Raw genomic sequence first — 17,017 nt, 5'->3', positions numbered from 1 at the left:
AACGAGTAAAACAGCCGCTCCTGCCCACTCGATAACTGTCCCATCATGCTGCGTATTCTCCCGCTGGCCGATGGAGTGATTTTGCCCCAGGCCAAACAGGAGAGCTACTTTTTCAACAGAATCGGCCATAAGCAGTCAGTCGACTTGCTCCCGGGTATGAATTGAGGAGCGGTTCGTCAAATGAAGCAATACAGAAACCTTCCCACTCTTTAAGCCTGATTCAACGCTCCTCCATCGCCAGGGACTAATTGTTCTGACCGTTACTCTGGGCTAGATAATCTCCCATCATTTCCAGCCGATCATTGCCCCAGAACAGCTTCGAATCGGCGATGAAGGTCGGAGCACCGAAAACGCCTACCTGCACGGCTTGATCGTTGTTAGCCTCCAGTGCCAGTTTGAATCGCTCATCGGAAGCAGCTTGAATAGTTGCACTTCGGTCCAGGCCTGCTGCAATCGCCAGATCGCCGAGGATCTCCAGGTCGCTGATATCCCGGTTTTCACTCCAGTAAGCTCGCATCACGTTGAAGATGAACTCCACGCCCTTTCCCTTCTCGATTGCATACAAGCTGCAACGCAAAGCTCGGGAAGGCCGTAATGGAAACTGAGGGTGGTAGCTTAGCGTCAAGCGTCTCAGTCGAGCCCAATCCTGCAAATCCTGCTGAAACCACCGCACAAATGCTGGCGATGCTTCCAGTGGTCGCCGCCCCCCGATGTGATCGATCAGGTTGGCCAAGTGCATAGGCCGCCAATGAATCGCTCGACCATGGGCAGCGGCGATTTCTCGCAAGCGCGGCATAGCCAGGTAGCACCATGGACTGTGAAAATCGAAAAAAAACTCAATTGGCTCGCCCGCACTGATCGGTTGCGGTAGGGAGAAGCGGCTGAGGTCGACCCTCACTCGTTCGTGATGGCCGCGCATCACTAACCGCCCTTGTTGGCTCGCGCTCACCGCGAAACTCAACGTGCGGCCCTTGGTCGACTCCAACACGGCTTCGCACTGGACCTCAATGCCCGGCCAGGCCGGGCTCAAATGCGCAATATCCACTTTAGTGCCAACCGTGCCCCATCCCGGAACGCAGAAAGCCTGAACGCCACTGCCCGCCGTTTCCTCCAGCAGAGCAATAAGTGCCGGCGTAGATACCACCTGCACCCCGGCATTACCGATGGCGGCAGCCGTCTGTTGAAGCCCTGGTACGAATGCGCAGTGATGCCGGTGGCCGATGATCGGTGTGCTCATGGCAATTCCTCCAACTGCATCGCCATGGCTTGGGCTTTCAGCTCGCGCTTGAGTATTTTTCCACTGGACGTCATGGGCCATTGGCTGACCTTGAACACCCTGGATGGATGCTTGAACCCAGCGATTTTTCCGGCACACGCTTGCTTCACCTGCGCAGCGGAGAGCGCCCCACCCAACTCGACCGCCGCGGCGACCACTTCGCCGTAGAAAGGATCCGGCATGGCAAATACAGCGATTTCGGTGATCGCCGGGTGGCCGCGTAGCAGGTTCTCCACCTCCACCGGGTAGATGTTCTCGCCACCGCGGATGATCATGTCGCGTAACCGTCCTCCCACAAGTTCCACTCGGCCATCGGCGGTAACGCGTCCGAGATCCCCCGTCTGCATCCAGCCATCGAGGTCGATACAACGAGTAGTCTCCAGCGGGTCACGATGATAACCGAGCATCACCATGGGCCCGCGCACCTGAACCTGCCCGGTCTCACCGCAGGCCAGCACCTGGCCGTTGTCCGGATCACACACGCGCACCTGCATGCCTGGCAATGGCATGCCGGCGGTGGTGAATCGCTGCGCACTCTCGCAACTGTCCAAAGCGATAAGGGTGCTGGCTTCAGTCTGGCCGTACACCTGTACCAGGCCTGGAATCGGGAACGCAGACGCGCAGCGTTCGAGCAAAGCCGGGTCGCAATCGGCGCCACCGCAAGTGCCCGCCCGCAACGAGCCAAGGTCGTACTGTGTTCGTCGCGGGTGCTCCAGCATGGCCAGATAAGAGGTGGGAACGCCCGTCAGCAGCGTACAGCGCTCGGCCTCCACGAGGTGCAACATTCGCTCGGCTTCGAAGGCACTGACCCCCACATACGTAGCCCCTGCGGCCAGCGCTGAGAGCACATTCATAATGCAGCCCGCGCAGTGGAATAGCGGAATGATGGAAGTCCAGCGATCCTCGGCGGTAACCGCCAGACGCGCGACGGTTCCTCGTGCATTCATCAACATGCCTTCGAAGCACAGTTCAGCGCCCTTTGGCCGCCCTGTGGTGCCGGAGGTGTACTGGATGCTGGCCAGCTCGCGAGGCGACCAGGGCCACGCCTGAAATGGCAGCTGCGGTCCTTCGCTCATCAGTGCTGCGTAACTCCAGCAATTCTCAGCGTGAAGCCCAGGTCCGTCGAAACAAATCACGTCGCGCAGAAGGGGTAACCGGTTACGAGTGTCCAGTGTCATGGACAGATAGTCACTGGAGCGAAAGCGCGCGGAAAGCAAGATCGCCACCGACTGACTGTGGTCCAGCACATGCAGGAGGTCGTCCTCGCGAAAGTGCGTATTAACCGGCACCAGCACCGCACCAATGGCAGCGATGGCGACCTGCGCGATTGGCCATTCGATTCTGTTTTCCGCCCACAATGCCACCGAGCTGCCGGGTTGAATCCCGCGCCGCCGCAAGGCACAGGCCAGTGTCTGGGAAGCAAGCAACCATTGGCTGAAGGTCAGCCGCTGAGGTGTGGAGTCAAATACGAGCGCCTCCTTGTCCGGCCAGCGGTTCGCGCAGTGCAACAGCATTGCGTATGGGTCGCCGGGCAAGTTTTCGCGTGCGAAGCGGGATTTATCCGATGTCATGAAAAGACTACCTGAGAGTGAAGTGAAGGCTGATTGGATTGGAAATCCAGTTAGGCTTTGCTGTCGAGAGCAGGCGTCAGGGACGGTGGCACCCTGGCGGCCATTCGCCGACTGACCAGGCAATAAAGCATTCCGGTACCCAGCAGGCCGACCACCCAGGAAACATCTGCATAGTTCAGCGCACGGGCGACCGGTCCGGTGTAGAAACCGCTGGAAATGAACGGCAACTCCATCAGTACCCCACAGCAGTAGGTGGCAATAACCGGCCAGTTCCAACGGCCATAGCGGCCAGCGGGATCATTGAGAGCTGCCAGGTCATAGCGCGTGCCGTTGACGAAGAACACGTCGGCCAGGCTGATCGCGCTCCAGGGGGTGATGAACGCCAGGAGAAAAATGAGGAAGGAAGAAAACGCACTGATAAAGCTGTGGGAACCGGCCAGGGCAATCAGCACTGCAACGGACACCATTCCCAGCACATAGATGAAGCGATGGGCCAGAGACACTCTGCTGACGCCGCAGAACGCGCTGACAATGGTCGCGCTGGACATGTAGCTGCTGTAAGCGTTGAGGGTCATCATGGTGATCTTGCCGAAGCCGACCACCAGATACAGGATCATGGCCAACACACCCGTCGAGCCCAGGCTGACGACAAACTCTACCTCATGGCCCGAGAAGGCGGTTCCGGCGAGGGCTGCGGCAAACACACCGAAGGTCATGGCGGCCTGTGATCCCAGTACTGTGCCCAGCGATGCAGCCAGAAAGATCTTCAACTTGGACGTCTGACTGGGCAAATATCGGGAGTAGTCCGCTACATATGGCCCATACGAAATCTGCCAGGCGGCTGCCAACGAGATCGAAAACACGAAGTTGGCAGCGACGAAGTGACGATTGTCGAGCAGCGCATGGATATCGTGCCGGGCCAGCAACGCACCGAACATGTAGATAAAGGCAATGACGCCCACCACGCTGGCTACTTTGGCGATGGAGTGGATGGTGCGATACCCAAGGGTCGCCAACAACAGGGTTACCAGGCCGAACAGAATGATGCCCTGCCAGTCCGCGATCGATAGCACTTTCGCCACCGATTGACCGGCCAGCAACGTGCCGCCCGCCGAGAACCCCACGTACAACAAACTCACCAGTACAAGCGGAATGACCGCACCATAGACACCGAACTGCACGCGACTGCGGATCATCTGTGGCAGGCCAATCGCCGGCCCCTGGGCAGCTTGCAGGCCCATGACGATGCTGCCAAGTACTTGGCCTATCAGAAGGCCAATCAACGACCAGAATACATCGCCTCCCAGCACCACCGCCAAAGCCCCGGTGACGATGGCCGTGATGTTCAGGTTCACACCCAGCCACAGTGTGAACTGACCGAAGGCGCTGCCATGGCGCTCGTTTTCCGGTATGTAATCGATGGAGCGGGTTTCAATTACCGACCTCGGTGCAACAGGCGCAGTTGAACTAGCCATGGGCGAATCCTCGATATTGTTAGTGCAGCATCTGCGCCAGATCAGCGCGTTTTTTGGAAGGACACAGGCTGTGGATGGACTGAGGTTAAGCGGCGGGGTATATAATTAAAAATATGCACTGTTGATACAGCGAATTAAAAATAATGATTCACTTCAGCCTTCGGCAAATCGAATATTTTGTAGCAGCGGCCCAATGTCGAAGTACCGTCAATGCGGCGAAGTCGCTGAGTGTGTCCCAACCCTCGATATCAAACGCGATTGCGGAGTTGGAAGCCTTATGGGATGAGCGCTTGTTCGTGAGGATTCCAGGCAAAGGGATCGAACTCAGCTCCGCCGGAACCCGCCGTTACCAGCAAGCAAGGCAGCTACTGCAAAGTGCCGCGCAGCTCTCTGCCAAGGAGACTGATAGCGTGGTGGGGGACCTTTCGGTGGGTTGCTTTGCAACGTTGGGCGCGCGACATGTCCCCACCATGGTCGAGCGCTTCAAGCAGCGCTTTCCTGAGGTACGAGTCGCCATTGTCGAAGGTGACACCGAGGAACTGATTGAACGGGTGGAGCGCGGCACCCTTGATTTAGCGCTGATCTATGACATGAACCTGGCTCGTAAGGTCAAGCTACAGGCGGTGGGACTGCAATCACCTTATGTGCTGCTGCCCGAAGGGCATCATCTGGCAGCAAAAGCCAGCTTGTGTATTCAGGATTTGCAAACCGAGCCCTTTATCCTTCTAGACCTACCTCACAGTCGCGACTATTTCCTGTCACTGTTCCGCTCGGGCGGTGTAGAGCCCAATGTCATTATGGAGTTGCGCTCGGTGGAAATGGTGCGCTCACTCGTGGCACATGGGCACGGAGTGTCGATTCTCGTCACTCGACCCGCTGGAGACTTGAGCTACGACGGGCGACCCATCGTGTGTCGCCCATTTGACGCTAGCATCCCACCGCAACGAGTCGTGATCGCCTCGTCGCAAACCCAGAACCCATCCCGCCCGGCTGAAGCGTTCGTGGTGGTGATGCGCGAACTGTTCAATGAAGCCGATACGCTTGAAACCTCGACAATCTGATGAAGGTTTTTGATTTCTCCGCCGAGCTATTTTCGACAGTCCGTTGCGGAGCAGTTTTCCGCTGGTGAACGACAGCTATGGGTCGGATAGCGACCACCAGCCATTGTGACTGATCCACTCTTGTCCTCCCTCAACGTGGAGGACGAGCCATGAACACCATTGCTACATACAGCCATCAGCCTTGGAACAAGGGAAAGCTTGTCGGTCAGAAAGCCCCGCTCCGAGTCAGAGATATCTGGGCTATCCGAGTAAGACTTCAGCTTGCTGAGAAGGCGCGTGATTTGGCGCTATTCAACTTGGCCATCGATAGCAAGCTGCGTGCCTGTGACTTAACCAAGTTGCGAGTCCGAGACATCGCCCATGGGGAGCATGTGTCGTCACGGGCCATCGTGATGCAGCAAAAAACTCAGCACCCAGTGCAGTTTGAAATCACTGAGCAAACCCGAACGGTTCTGGAGGCTTGGATGCGCGAGGCGCGTCTCCGCAGCGAGGACTTCTTGTTCCCGAGCCGGTTGCACGCCTCAGACCATCTTTCCACCAGGCAATACGCTCGAATAGTCAAAGCTTGGGTGACAGCTATTGGCCTTGATCCAACCATGTACGGAACCCACACGCTAAGGAGAACCAAGGCTTCGTTGATCTATCGCAGGACGAAGAACCTGAGAGCCGTCCAACTCCTGCTTGGTCATACGAAGCTTGAAAGCACTGTCAGATACCTGGGAATCGAGGTCGATGATGCCTTGGAAATGGCCGAGCAGACGGAAGTCTGACCATTCACTGCGACGGTCGATGCTAGACCGTCGCTATCCGTCCCATAGCCGCCAGTCAATTGTGTCTACAAAATCGGGGGGCATTCAAATCAGAGGGCAGTCTTGCGCTGAGTAATTTATGACTGGCGTATCCTCAAAATGGAATCTGTGATGGCTTGAGCATTAGTGTCCAGCGTTTCCATAGCCGACATCGCATTAGCGGCGACGCTTCCTACCCCATTTTCTGAGAGCCACTTGGTTATTTCTTCTATAGCTGCACTTAAGGCGTGCTGGTTGTGGAGGAGCAATGTCAGAGCGTCCGCCGTGGCGATCTTGCAGTCTGAGTTATCTGGCATGGCGGTCGTCCTTGAGGAATGATGCCGGAAGCCTAGCTCATCTCGTCTTTGGCTGAGACTGGCCGACAGCTGCCCGCCATGATAGGCGGCAGATGGACAGATGCTGACGCTCGCCGGTATCTGCTCTGTTGGCCTTTGTCACCTCAGGTCAGACCCAACGACGCTTTACTACAGAGTCCGGCCATCCTGATAGAATCGATCAGGTTATAGATAACACCCTTCTGAGAAATGGTATGAATACGGAATTGATGGAAGATGAGATGCGCCGGGCGCTATTCGGTGATTCTGAGCCCTCTGCGCCGGCAATTAACTCAGACGTGCAGGACACAGTCCCGGATGTTGTGATCGTACAACCGGTGAAGGCAGCGAAGAAAAAGGCAGTCTCAAAAGGCTTCACTCCTAGGTTGAGAGTTACGCTCCGTGTGGGAAACGAATTTGAAGGCGAGATGTACGAGATGGTGCATGAGGCCGATACGCTGAGCTCCCTAGTTGCAGAACAAGAAGCTACAAAGACGGCCAGAAAAAAATTCAGGTTTGTGGAAGTAGTCTCGGTCAAACCGATGTAAGTGGGTACTCTCACTTTTCGCCCGCTGGGCATCATGCCGCATTCACTTTACCGCGGGCCACCCAACAGATTCGTGTCGATTGAAGCCTCAAATATTAGGGGCGTTAGTCGTATCCCGGATTGGATTTAAAACCATCACCCGATCCCACTCTCAATGTTTAAATGGTCGCCAACCCCAAGCCACATATCTGAGGGTGGCGACAGGCAAAAATCGACCCTAAGCGGTCTTACGACTTTCGCGGAAGCGGACGTTCAAAGTGGTTGCTTCCACATTTTGGGCACGCCAACACCACGTCGGCATCTCTGTAAGGGGGTATCTGTCATTACAAAGCTCCTGAATCAGACCATATACCGGGCCATCAACCAATAGCCCATAAATCCGAATCACGTCACCGCCAGGACATGCCCCTGGATTGGGCCCCTATGCCCACAGAAAAGCGTATTTGCCTCAGCGGGACAGTGACGGATCTGAATTGAGTCGCCGATTAAACGTCAATCAGGCGAACTGCCTGGCGCGAATCAATTGTTGGAATAAATCCGATGCCTTGGTGCTCTGTGATCCACTTCCGAGTCAGCTCTATATCGAAATACCGGCCGTGGGTTTTCATCAGCACAAGCGCCGCACCCGTAATTCGACAATGCCCACAGCTCGGACAGATTCCTTCCTCGTATTCACCATCAGTTTCAACGACCGCCGCAGTTTCACCACAAATCAAGCAAGTCATGAACTACTCCTTTTGGCTTTACCAAATCCCCCAGCGGGACGATGAACTGCAATCCCAACGCGTAATCGACCCGAGTGGCGGCCAGGGCTGGTGAGCTTGCCTAGTTTGCTTCTTTCACCGCACTGAGAAACGCGCACGTGCGTTCCTGCTGCGGGTGTTCGAAGATTTGCGCCGGGGTGCCCTGCTCGTGAATCTGCCCTTTGTAGAAAAAGCACACACGATCAGCGAACTCACGGGCGAAACCCATTTGATGCGTCACCATCAGCATGGTCAGGTTGTGTTCGGTGCCGAGCTTGCGGATCACGTTGAGCACTTCACCGCACAGTTCCGGGTCGAGGGCGGAGGTCACTTCGTCGAACAGCATGACTTTCGGGCGCATGGCGAGTGCCCGGGCGATCGCCACCCGTTGTTGTTGACCACCGGACAACTGCGATGGGTAATGCCCGAGCTTGCTGCCCAGACCCACCAGTTCCAGCAAGTCTGCTGCACGTTCACGGGCCTCGGTCGGTTTCATGCCGAGCACCTGCACCGGCGCCTCGATAACGTTTTGCAACGCTGTCATGTGAGGGAACAGGTTAAAACTCTGGAACACCATGCCGATCTTGCCACGCACTCGGCGGATGTGCCGGTCATTGGCGGGCACCAATACACCGTTGCGATTGGGCATGTGGGTCAGCAAGTCATCCTCAATGCGAATCAGTCCGTCATCGATGCCTTCGAGTGTCATCAGTACCCGCAGCAGTGTGGATTTTCCGGAGCCGCTGGGGCCGATGATCGCGACTTTTTCACCCGGCGTGACGTCTAGGTTCAAATGATCGAGCACGGTAAAGTTGCCGTAGCTCTTGGTAACGTCCTGGAAGCTGACGATCGGCTTTACCGGTTTGGTTTTCTGCATGGCCGTGGCCTCTTGCGGATGCAGCGGGGTCGGGTTGCTGTGCCTTGAAAGGTCACCGGGTGTCGACAGTGGGGTAGTCATTAGCGTAGCTCCAGGCGCACTTCAAGGCGCCGTACCAGATAAGCCAAAGCGATGCTTAGGGCGAGGAAAAACAGACCGACCATGGTGATCGGCTCCAGATAGCGGAAGTTCTCGGAGCCGATGTTCTTGGCCTGTTGCATGATTTCCACCACGGTAATCGCCGACAGCACCGGCGTATCCTTGAGCATTGCCACCAGATAGTTACCCAATGGCGGCAGGATCGGCCGCAGGGCCTGCGGCAGGATTATGTTGCGATATGCGCTGTACGGGGCGATGTTCAGCGCCGTGACTGCTTCCCATTGTGCGCGCGGCACCGCATCGAGGCCGCCGCGATACACCTCGGCGATGTAACAGGCGTAATGCAGGCCGATACCCAGAATGCCCACTTGCATGGCGGTCATGCTGACGCCGTAATTGGGCAGCACGTAGTAAAGGAAATACACCTGGATCAGCAGTGGCGTACTGCGAATGAACTCGATCACAGCGGTGGTCGGCCACGACAGCCAGACTCTGCGGCTCCGTCGGCCGATAGCCAGGAACAGTCCCAGCACAATGGCGATCAGGAAACCGATCAGGGTAATGCCCACGGTGTTGAGCGAGGCGCGCAGCAAATCGGGAAGGATATGCCAGGCATAGGTCCAGTCGAACAGTGTCATGACAGACCTCCACGCAACCGCCCGCGAGCCAGATGCTGCTCAATGCGGCGCATGCCGATGTTGATGGCTTGCGCCAGGATGAAATACATCACCAGCGCCAGACTGAAGATTTCCAGGGTCTGGAAAGTGGCCTGATCCAGTTGACGAGCCCTGAAGCTCAGGTCTGACAGGGTGATCAACGACACCAGCGAAGTATTTTTAAGCAATTCGATCAGCAGGTTGGTACCCGGCGGTATAGCGGCCAGCAACGCCTGCGGAAGAATGATGCGGCGAAAGCGTTTGTAGCCGCTGAAGTTGAGTGCCGTGGACGCTTCGTATTGACCCTTGGCGACGGAGCTGATCGCACCGCGCATCACCTCGGCGCCGTAAGCACCAATGTGCAAGCCTAGGCCGACGATGGCCACGCTGTAGGGGCTCAGTTCAAGGTTGAAGGGCGGCAGCGGCAGCACAAAAAACAGCCAGAACAATTGCACCAGTAACGACGTGCCGCGAAACACTTCAATGTAAGCAATGGAAAACCAGCGCAATGGCCGCCAGGGCGACATGCGCCCCAGGGCCGCGAGAATCGCCGCGACAATCGCCAGCAGCGAACCGAAGATCGTCACCTGGAGCGTCACCCAAGCGCCTTGTATCAATAGCGGAAGTAATTCACCCATGGTTTAAACCTGTCCATCCGGGTTAAGCAGGGAAATAGGCATCGCGCCGTGGCGCCATGCCTGTTTCGACTATTGAGCGCAGAGCTCGGCAGCCGTTTTGCTTGTCACGTTGGATTTGTCAAACCCGAAAGGGGCAACTGCCTTGAGGTGCTCTTCGGAACCCAACCATTTTTTCAACTCGGCGTTGACCGCATCGCGCAGGTCTTTGTCTTCCGGACGGAAGGCGAGAGCACCGTATCCAATGTGTGACGGGTCATCCTTGAACTCGGTGACTGCTTCAACTTTTTCACCACCCTTGGCGGCCAAACCTTTCATGGTCAGTTGAGTACCCACTGCCGCATCGGCACGACCGGCGCGCACGGCTTGCAACTGGGCGGTGGTGTCCGGTACTTGGAGGATTTGCTCATCCTTTACACCCGAGTCGCGGGCATAGCCCAGGTTCACCGTGCCGGCCATGATTGCCAGCTTCACCTCGGGATTCTTGGCGATGTCTTCGTAACTGTGCAGCCCCTTCGGGTTGCCTTTGGCCGTAAGCAGCGCGTCTGGCAGTTGATACTGCGGATCGGTAAACAGCACCTGCTTGCAGCGAGCCGGCGTGATGTACATGCCGGCGGCAATCACGTCGAAGCGCCCGGCGCGCAGACCCGGGATCAACGAGCCCCATTCGGTCAACACGCCGTCAACCTGTTTGATGCCCATTTTGGCAAAGATGGCTTTGGCGATTTCCGGTGATTCACCGGTGACCCTGCCGTCGGTTTCGGTAAAGGCGAATGGGGTTTCGTTGGCATAACCGATACGGATGCTGCTGTTCTGTTTGACGGTTTCCAGTGTCGTAGCGGCTTGGGCGCCGGCGGCTAGGCCGAACATCGCGCAAGCTATGAACAGGTGACGCAATGCATGGGTGCTGCGGGAAGGGAAATTGCTCATCGATAAAATCTCCTGTTTCTTGTTGACCCGTCGGTGACGGCTCTGTGGTAGGAGGCAGTGTTACAAGAGCAAAGCGTACAAGGACTGATCTCATGGAGCTGGGCGCAGTCCGGTACAGGTCGATTGATTTTGTTGTGGGCTTTAAGGTGCCCGCTGTCGACCTTGAGCCGAGCATACAAAAGCGCTGAGCATCATTGTATTGCACTAGGACAATTGCATTGCATGGATACTAGCGCGATGCTGTCCCGACGAGCACAGACCCGAGTTTTAGCGCTGATGGACAAATGGAAAGCGGCACTGGATATCGCCCGCAGTGGCGAGTCAAAGTACAAGATTCTGGTGCAGGCGATTGCCGATGATATCGAGCAGGGTGTCTTGGCCAATGATCAGCGCCTGCCACCGCAGCGGCATGTTGCCGATACCATGGGCATCAGCGTGCAGACGGTCACCAACGCCTATAAAGAGCTGGAGCGTCAGGGGCTGGTGCGTTGCGAAGTCGGGCGCGGCAGTTTTGTGTCGCGGCGCATGAGCGATCGAGTGGCTACCTATATTCTCGATAGCCCCGAACGGGCCCTGGTGGATTTTTCCATCGCGCGGATCCTGCACACCCGCGAGCACGACCAGTTCTGGCGTGACACCTGTCTCGAACTCAGCACGGAAGAGGATCAGCCGTGGATACACGCATTTCGTCCGATTGCGGGTTTCGAGTCGCACCGCGAAGAGGCCACGCACTGGATCGGACGGCAAGGACTGCGGGTCGAGCGTGATGACATCCTGATTACCAACGGCGCCGCTCACGGCATCTTCCTTGCGCTGGCGTCTCTGGCCGGTCCCGATGATGTCGTGCTCTGCGAAGGGATCACCGATCACGGGGTAATCGGCAACTCTCAGGTATTGGGATTCACCCTCAAAGGCCTGGAAATGGACCGCTATGGCATAGACCCGGAACACTTCGAAGACATGTGCAGCAATGAGCGCATCACCGCGCTGGTGTGCACGCCCAACCTGAACAACCCGACCACCAGCCTGATGCCCGACAGTCGTCGGCGGGAGATTGCCGATATCGCCCGGCGTTTCGGTGTGCACATCATTGAAGACGATGTATACGGGCCGTTGCTGGATGAGCATCGCGCGCCGCCAATCAGCCATTACCTGCCGGAGTTATCGTTCTATTGCACTAGCATGACCAAGTCAGTGCTGACCGGTTTGCGCATCGGCTATTTGGTAGTGCCCAAGCGACTGGCGTTGCGCACCGAAAGTATCTTGCGGGTCAACAGCTGGATGGCCACGCCCATGGTCTCCGAAATCGCTGCGCGCTGGATTCGTGACGGTCGCGCCGACACGCTCGTGCGATTGCAGCGCAAACTGTTGGCCGGCAGGCAGGCGATAGTCAGCAAATACCTGGGCGAGCACCTGCTCGGCCAGCATCCTCATGCACTGAACGCGTGGGTTGGCATTCCAATACACTGGGAGGTCGACAGCCTGGTGCGGGCCTTGCGTCACCGGCACATCGCTGTCGCATCGCCTGATCCGTTCACCGTGCGTGGAACGCCGCGAGCTCGAGCGGTGAGGGTGTGTGTCGGCGCCGAATGCAGCGACGAAGAAATGCGTGATGCATTGATAAGCATGCGCGAGATATTCGGGCAGTACCCGCAAATCCATGATTTTTGACCGGGAAAAAGTCCGCAAAAAAGTTTGTCGGATAAATTGCCCTAGTACATTCATTACGACAATCCAGTCCTCTTAGACTGCGCCCAACACCACAGTCGGGACGCGGTCATGTCAACGTTGCAGCTACATGATGTTTACCTCGCTCGCCAGCGCATCGAATCGCTTGTCCGGCGTACCCCCTTGGAATACTCGCCCAGCCTTTCGCAACGATTGGGCGTGGCGGTGTACCTCAAACTCGAATCCCAGCAAATCACCGGCAGTTTCAAATTGCGCGGCGCGAGCAATGCCGTGGCGCAGCTCAGCGCCGAGGAGAAAGCGCGTGGCGTGGTGGCGGCGTCGACCGGTAATCACGGTCGTGCTCTGGCGTATGCCGCTTCCCGGCAAGGCGTGAAGGCGACGATTTGCCTGTCGCATCTGGTGCCGGCGAACAAGGTTCAAGCCATTCGTGATCTGGGCGCCGAGGTATGCATCGTCGGCCAGTCTCAGGACGACGCCCAGCGTGAAGCCGAACGGATCGCCAACGAGCAAGGCGCGACATTGCTGCCGCCGTTCGATCACCCGACCATCATCGCCGGGCAGGGCACGCTGGGGCTGGAAATCCTCGAACAGCAACCGGACGTGGTGCAAATTCTCGTGCCGTTGTCCGGCGGCGGTTTGTTTGCCGGGGTTGCGCTGGCGATCAAAAGCGTCAGCGCGAACATCATCACCCACGGCATCAGCATGCAACGCGGTGCAGCCATGCACGCCAGCCTCGCAGCCGGGCATCCGGTGGAAGTCGAAGAGCTGCCGACCCTGGCCGACTCGCTCGGCGGTGGCATCGGCCTGAACAACCGTTACACCTTCAACATGACTCGCGATCTGTGTGACCACCTGCATTTGCTCAGCGAGACTTCCATCGCCAATGCCCTACGCCATGCCTATCGCGAAGAGCGTCTGGTGCTGGAAGGCGCGGCCGTGGTCGGGATTGCCGCGTTGCTTGATGGATTGATTGAGCCGCGCGGGCCGATCGTGGTGGTGGTCAGCGGCCGTAACGTCGACATCGATCAGCACCTGCGCGTCCTCGCGGGCGCAGATGCGTGAACCCCAACAATAACGACTGAATGGAGTGCCGCATTGATGAGTGACATCACCTTATTGAGCGAAGCGGATCTGCGTGCCTGCGTAGCACTAGACCTGCCGAGCATCGAAGCCATCGAACAAGCCTTTGTGCTGCTGGCCACAGCAGCGGTGGCAATGCCGCCGATCCTGCGTCTGGACATCCCCGAGCACAATGGCGAAGTGGACGTGAAGACTGCGTACCTGCCGGGCCTGGAGCGTTTTGCGATCAAGGTCAGTCCGGGTTTTTTCGACAATCCGAAACTCGGCCTACCGAGCCTCAACGGCATGATGATGTTGCTGTCGGCGCGCACCGGTTTGCTCGACGCCTTGCTGCTGGACAACGGTTATCTGACCGCCGTACGCACAGCCGCGGCGGGCGCCGTGGCGGCTCGCGCCCTGTCGCGGGTCGACAGTCGCAGCGTGGCGCTGATCGGTGCCGGCGAGCAGGCCGCGTTACAGCTTCAGGCATTGCGCCTGGTGCGACCGATTGAATCCGTTCAAGTCTGGGCACGTGATAGCGCCAAGGCTCAAGACTTCAGCGCTGAACTGGCGCGCGACAGCGGCCTGACGGTCACGCCTTGCGCGAGCATCGACGAGGCCATGACCGGCGTGGACATTGCGATCACCTGCACCCCGAGCCGCGAACCCTTGATCGAAGCGCGCCATCTGCACCCCGGCTTGCATATCACAGCCATGGGCTCGGACGCCGAACACAAAAACGAAATTTCCCCCCAGGCGCTGGCGCAGGTCGACCGCTACGTGGCGGATCGCTTGAGCCAGACGCGAATCCTCGGCGAGTTGCATCACGCTCTGGCGGCCGGCGCTATTACCGACGAATCGGGCTTGGCCGAATTGGGGCAAGTGCTCGCAGGCCAGCGCCCAGGTCGGACCAGCGAGGCGCAAGTCACCTTGTGCGACCTCACCGGCACCGGCGCCCAGGACACCGCCATGGCCAATCTGGCCTTCGAGCGCGCGCGCTCGGCCGGCAAGGGTTTTCAGTTCGGCAGCTAATCCACTTTTTTCATCCGTGCGTCATTTATCAGAGGGCATGTGCATGTCTCAGATAGTCATCAATCTCCCGTTCGAACGGGAGGAATACGCCCAGCGTCTGGCCAAGGTTCGAGCGGCCATGCAGATTCAGGGCATCGAGCTGTTGCTGGTCACCGATCCGTCGAACATGGCCTGGCTGACCGGCTATGACGGTTGGTCGTTTTACGTTCACCAATGCGTGTTGTTGGCGCTCGACGGCGAGCCAGTCTGGTTCGGTCGCGGGCAAGACGCCAACGGCGCCAAGCGCACGGTGTTCATGCAGCACGAGAACATCGTCGGTTACCCGGACATCTACGTGCAGTCCCGGGAACGCCATCCGATGGATTACCTGTCGCGGGAAGTCATCAGTGCCCGGGGTTGGGACGCGCTGACCATCGGCGTGGAAATGGATAACTATTATTTCAGCGCCGCCGCGTATTTGTCGCTGCAGAAAAACCTGCCGCAGGCCAAGCTGATCGACGCGGTCGGGTTGGTGAACTGGCAGCGGGCGATCAAGTCGCCCCAGGAAATCGCTTACATGCGCATCGCTGCGCGCATCGTCGAAAACATGCACGGGCGGATCCTCGAACGAATCGAGCCGGGCATGCGCAAAAATGAACTGGTGGCTGAAATCTACAGCAGCGGGATCCTCGGCGCTGACGGTCATGGCGGCGATTACCCGGCCATCGTGCCGCTATTGCCCACGGGTGCCGACGCCAGCGCGCCGCACCTGACCTGGGACGATTCGCCGTTCGAAAAAGGCGCCGGGACCTTCTTTGAAATCGCCGGTTGCTACAAGCGTTATCACTGTCCGCTGTCGCGCACGATCTATTTGGGCAAACCTCCACAGCACTTCCTCGACGGCGAAAAAGCGGTGGTCGAAGGCATCGCCGCGGGACTGGAAGCAGCCAAACCGGGCAACACCACCGGCGACATCGCTGTGGCGTTTTTCAAAGTGTTGGAGAAATTCGGCATCCACAAGGACAGCCGTTGCGGCTACCCGATCGGGATCAGCTATCCGCCAGACTGGGGCGAACGCACCATGAGCCTGCGTCCCGGCGACACCAGTGTGTTGCAACCGGGCATGACGTTCCACTTCATGCCGGGCCTGTGGATGGACGATTGGGGACTGGAGATCACCGAAAGCATTTTGATCACTGAGACCGGTGTCGAGACACTGTGCAATGTGCCACGCCAACTGTTCGTGAAGGATTGAGCCATGAGCGATTTACCTGACAATCCGATCAATGCCACGGTGGACTTTGCCCGCGAAGGCGTGCAGCACGGATTCCTCAAATTGCCGTATTCCCGGGACGATTCGGCCTGGGGCGCGGTGATGATTCCGGTAACGGTGATTCAGCGCGGCCAGGGTCCGACTGCGCTGCTTACCGGCGGTAACCACGGTGACGAATACGAAGGCCCGGTGGCGCTGAGCAAGCTGGCGCAGGGCCTGACGGCCGCCGAGGTAACGGGGCGGGTGATTATCGTCCCGTTCATGAACACCCCGGCGTTCCATGCTGGTCGGCGCACGTCGCCGATCGACAAGGGCAATCTCAATCGCAGTTTCCCCGGTAAGCCGGACGGCACCGTGACCGAGAAAATTGCCGATTACTTCAATCGGACTCTGTTGCCCTTGGCCGATATCGTGCTGGACATCCATTCCGGTGGCCGCACCCTGGATTTCCTGCCTTTTGCAGCCTGTCATGTGCTGCCCGACAAAAAACAGCAGGCTCAATGCGAAGCCGGCATGCGCGCTTTCAATGCGCCTTACAGCATGCGCATGCTGGAGCTCGATGCAGGGTCGATGTACGACACCGCCGCCGAGCGTCAGGGCAAAGTCTTTGTCACGACCGAACTGGGTGGCGGTGGTTCGTCCACGGCGCGCAGTGTGGCGATTGCCGAGCGCGGGGTGCGCAATCTGCTAGTGCATGCAGGGATTCTTGAAGGTGAGATCCAGCCCGCGGAGTCAATCATGTTAGGCATGCCCGATGCCACTTGCTTCATCGATAGCGAACACGATGGCTTGCTGGAAATGTGCCGCGATCTGGGCGACAACGTGAGCAAGGGAGAAGTGATTGCCCGCGTTTACGACGCTACCCGTAGCGGCGTCGCTCCGGTGGAATATCGCGCGGCCCGCAGCGGGCTGCTGGCGGCGCGCCACTTTCCAGGAATGGTGCAGTGCGGCGATATCATTGCAGTCATCGCCGATGTATTGACCTGACCCCA

17 protein-coding genes are annotated in these 17,017 nt (G+C 58.0%); 8 read left to right on the top strand and 9 right to left on the bottom strand.

Features of this window, described 5'->3' with window-relative positions:
• Positions 1 to 244: 244 nt before the first annotated feature.
• From FIV35_RS26180 to FIV35_RS26170, 3 genes are read right to left on the bottom strand one after another with little or no spacing between them, the layout of a single operon-like run.
• Complete coding sequence (locus tag FIV35_RS26180; RefSeq protein ID WP_017736574.1) at positions 245 to 1,237, bottom strand: thioesterase, FlK family; 993 nt, start codon at positions 1,235 to 1,237, stop codon at positions 245 to 247.
• Positions 1,234 to 2,847 (bottom strand): class I adenylate-forming enzyme family protein, encoded by a 1,614-nt coding sequence (locus FIV35_RS26175; protein WP_017736575.1) that lies wholly within the window; start codon positions 2,845 to 2,847, stop codon positions 1,234 to 1,236. Before FIV35_RS26175 ends, FIV35_RS26180 begins: the two co-directional genes overlap by 4 nt.
• A gap of 50 nt (positions 2,848 to 2,897) precedes the next feature.
• Positions 2,898 to 4,322, bottom strand: a complete 1,425-nt coding sequence (locus FIV35_RS26170; RefSeq protein WP_017736576.1) for a purine-cytosine permease family protein — start codon at positions 4,320 to 4,322, stop codon at positions 2,898 to 2,900.
• A gap of 143 nt (positions 4,323 to 4,465) precedes the next feature.
• On the opposite strand from FIV35_RS26170, the gene FIV35_RS26165 reads away from it, so the two are divergent.
• Together FIV35_RS26165 and FIV35_RS26160 are read left to right on the top strand one after the other, a co-directional pair.
• Entirely contained in the window at positions 4,466 to 5,383 is a 918-nt protein-coding gene (locus tag FIV35_RS26165) for a LysR family transcriptional regulator (protein ID WP_017736577.1), read from the top strand.
• A 149-nt stretch (positions 5,384 to 5,532) separates the two neighbouring features.
• Positions 5,533 to 6,153, top strand: a complete 621-nt coding sequence (locus FIV35_RS26160) for a tyrosine-type recombinase/integrase (protein WP_017736578.1) — start codon at positions 5,533 to 5,535, stop codon at positions 6,151 to 6,153.
• 116 nt (positions 6,154 to 6,269) lie between these two features.
• Here FIV35_RS26160 and FIV35_RS26155 read toward each other — a convergent pair whose 3' ends face one another.
• Entirely contained in the window at positions 6,270 to 6,488 is a 219-nt protein-coding gene (locus tag FIV35_RS26155; protein WP_017736579.1) for a hypothetical protein, read from the bottom strand.
• Between the two features lie 233 nt (positions 6,489 to 6,721).
• Here FIV35_RS26155 and FIV35_RS26150 point away from each other — a divergent pair, with 233 nt between their 5' ends.
• Positions 6,722 to 7,054 carry a hypothetical protein gene (locus FIV35_RS26150; RefSeq protein WP_017736580.1) on the top strand — a complete coding sequence of 111 codons (333 nt, stop codon included), beginning with the start codon at positions 6,722 to 6,724 and terminating at the stop codon, positions 7,052 to 7,054.
• A 484-nt stretch (positions 7,055 to 7,538) separates the two neighbouring features.
• Here FIV35_RS26150 and FIV35_RS26145 read toward each other — a convergent pair whose 3' ends face one another.
• The 5 genes from FIV35_RS26145 to ehuB all read right to left on the bottom strand — a co-directional run bounded on the left by FIV35_RS26145 (position 7,539) and on the right by ehuB (position 10,993).
• Positions 7,539 to 7,778, bottom strand: a complete 240-nt coding sequence (locus FIV35_RS26145; protein ID WP_017736581.1) for a hypothetical protein — start codon at positions 7,776 to 7,778, stop codon at positions 7,539 to 7,541.
• A gap of 100 nt (positions 7,779 to 7,878) precedes the next feature.
• Positions 7,879 to 8,673, bottom strand: coding sequence for an ectoine/hydroxyectoine ABC transporter ATP-binding protein EhuA (gene ehuA, locus FIV35_RS26140; RefSeq protein WP_017736582.1), 795 nt, complete (start codon positions 8,671 to 8,673; stop codon positions 7,879 to 7,881).
• A gap of 80 nt (positions 8,674 to 8,753) precedes the next feature.
• Entirely contained in the window at positions 8,754 to 9,410 is a 657-nt protein-coding gene (gene ehuD / locus FIV35_RS26135; RefSeq protein ID WP_017736583.1) for an ectoine/hydroxyectoine ABC transporter permease subunit EhuD, read from the bottom strand.
• Positions 9,407 to 10,066: an ectoine/hydroxyectoine ABC transporter permease subunit EhuC gene (gene ehuC / locus FIV35_RS26130; RefSeq protein WP_019818793.1), complete on the bottom strand. Its 660-nt coding sequence runs from the start codon at positions 10,064 to 10,066 to the stop codon at positions 9,407 to 9,409. The genes ehuD and ehuC overlap by 4 nt, the downstream gene beginning before the upstream one ends.
• 69 nt (positions 10,067 to 10,135) lie before the next feature.
• Positions 10,136 to 10,993, bottom strand: a complete 858-nt coding sequence (gene ehuB / locus FIV35_RS26125) for an ectoine/hydroxyectoine ABC transporter substrate-binding protein EhuB (RefSeq protein WP_017736585.1) — start codon at positions 10,991 to 10,993, stop codon at positions 10,136 to 10,138.
• 276 nt (positions 10,994 to 11,269) lie between these two features.
• Here ehuB and ehuR point away from each other — a divergent pair, with 276 nt between their 5' ends.
• From ehuR to doeB, 5 genes are all read left to right on the top strand, one after another.
• A complete protein-coding gene (ehuR, locus tag FIV35_RS26120) occupies positions 11,270 to 12,664 on the top strand; it encodes a MocR-like ectoine utilization transcription factor EhuR (RefSeq protein WP_017736587.1) in 1,395 nt (464 codons plus the stop codon).
• A 108-nt stretch (positions 12,665 to 12,772) separates the two neighbouring features.
• The gene (eutB, locus tag FIV35_RS26115) at positions 12,773 to 13,744 is read left to right on the top strand and encodes a hydroxyectoine utilization dehydratase EutB (RefSeq protein WP_019818796.1); all 972 of its coding nucleotides are present in this window, start codon (positions 12,773 to 12,775) and stop codon (positions 13,742 to 13,744) included.
• 36 nt (positions 13,745 to 13,780) lie between these two features.
• Positions 13,781 to 14,773, top strand: a complete 993-nt coding sequence (eutC, locus tag FIV35_RS26110; RefSeq protein ID WP_017736589.1) for an ectoine utilization protein EutC — start codon at positions 13,781 to 13,783, stop codon at positions 14,771 to 14,773.
• Between the two features lie 43 nt (positions 14,774 to 14,816).
• Positions 14,817 to 16,007: an ectoine hydrolase DoeA gene (gene doeA / locus FIV35_RS26105; RefSeq protein ID WP_019818799.1), complete on the top strand. Its 1,191-nt coding sequence runs from the start codon at positions 14,817 to 14,819 to the stop codon at positions 16,005 to 16,007.
• A gap of 3 nt (positions 16,008 to 16,010) precedes the next feature.
• Entirely contained in the window at positions 16,011 to 17,012 is a 1,002-nt protein-coding gene (doeB, locus tag FIV35_RS26100) for a N(2)-acetyl-L-2,4-diaminobutanoate deacetylase DoeB (RefSeq protein WP_017736591.1), read from the top strand.
• Positions 17,013 to 17,017 lie beyond the last annotated feature (5 nt).

Origin of the sequence: Pseudomonas rhodesiae (assembly GCF_007858255.1) — a bacterium.
Taxonomy (GTDB): Bacteria; Pseudomonadota; Gammaproteobacteria; order Pseudomonadales; family Pseudomonadaceae; genus Aquipseudomonas; species Aquipseudomonas rhodesiae.
This window is presented reverse-complemented; position numbering and strand designations above follow the sequence as displayed.

Excerpts from the sequence above, each read along its gene's own strand:
- FIV35_RS26165 (WP_017736577.1), top strand. The coding sequence starts at position 4,466 with ATGATTCACTTCAGCCTTCGGCAAATCGAATATTTTGTAGCAGCGGCC.
- FIV35_RS26170 (WP_017736576.1), bottom strand. The coding sequence starts at position 4,322 with ATGGCTAGTTCAACTGCGCCTGTTGCACCGAGGTCGGTAATTGAAACC.
- FIV35_RS26145 (WP_017736581.1), bottom strand. The coding sequence starts at position 7,778 with ATGACTTGCTTGATTTGTGGTGAAACTGCGGCGGTCGTTGAAACTGAT.
- FIV35_RS26150 (WP_017736580.1), top strand. The coding sequence starts at position 6,722 with ATGAATACGGAATTGATGGAAGATGAGATGCGCCGGGCGCTATTCGGT.
- FIV35_RS26180 (WP_017736574.1), bottom strand. The coding sequence starts at position 1,237 with ATGAGCACACCGATCATCGGCCACCGGCATCACTGCGCATTCGTACCA.
- ehuR (WP_017736587.1), top strand. The coding sequence starts at position 11,270 with ATGGACAAATGGAAAGCGGCACTGGATATCGCCCGCAGTGGCGAGTCA.
- FIV35_RS26160 (WP_017736578.1), top strand. The coding sequence starts at position 5,533 with ATGAACACCATTGCTACATACAGCCATCAGCCTTGGAACAAGGGAAAG.
- ehuB (WP_017736585.1), bottom strand. The coding sequence starts at position 10,993 with ATGAGCAATTTCCCTTCCCGCAGCACCCATGCATTGCGTCACCTGTTC.
- eutC (WP_017736589.1), top strand. The coding sequence starts at position 13,781 with ATGAGTGACATCACCTTATTGAGCGAAGCGGATCTGCGTGCCTGCGTA.
- FIV35_RS26175 (WP_017736575.1), bottom strand. The coding sequence starts at position 2,847 with ATGACATCGGATAAATCCCGCTTCGCACGCGAAAACTTGCCCGGCGAC.
- doeB (WP_017736591.1), top strand. The coding sequence starts at position 16,011 with ATGAGCGATTTACCTGACAATCCGATCAATGCCACGGTGGACTTTGCC.
- doeA (WP_019818799.1), top strand. The coding sequence starts at position 14,817 with ATGTCTCAGATAGTCATCAATCTCCCGTTCGAACGGGAGGAATACGCC.
- eutB (WP_019818796.1), top strand. The coding sequence starts at position 12,773 with ATGTCAACGTTGCAGCTACATGATGTTTACCTCGCTCGCCAGCGCATC.
- ehuA (WP_017736582.1), bottom strand. The coding sequence starts at position 8,673 with ATGCAGAAAACCAAACCGGTAAAGCCGATCGTCAGCTTCCAGGACGTT.
- FIV35_RS26155 (WP_017736579.1), bottom strand. The coding sequence starts at position 6,488 with ATGCCAGATAACTCAGACTGCAAGATCGCCACGGCGGACGCTCTGACA.
- ehuC (WP_019818793.1), bottom strand. The coding sequence starts at position 10,066 with ATGGGTGAATTACTTCCGCTATTGATACAAGGCGCTTGGGTGACGCTC.
- ehuD (WP_017736583.1), bottom strand. The coding sequence starts at position 9,410 with ATGACACTGTTCGACTGGACCTATGCCTGGCATATCCTTCCCGATTTG.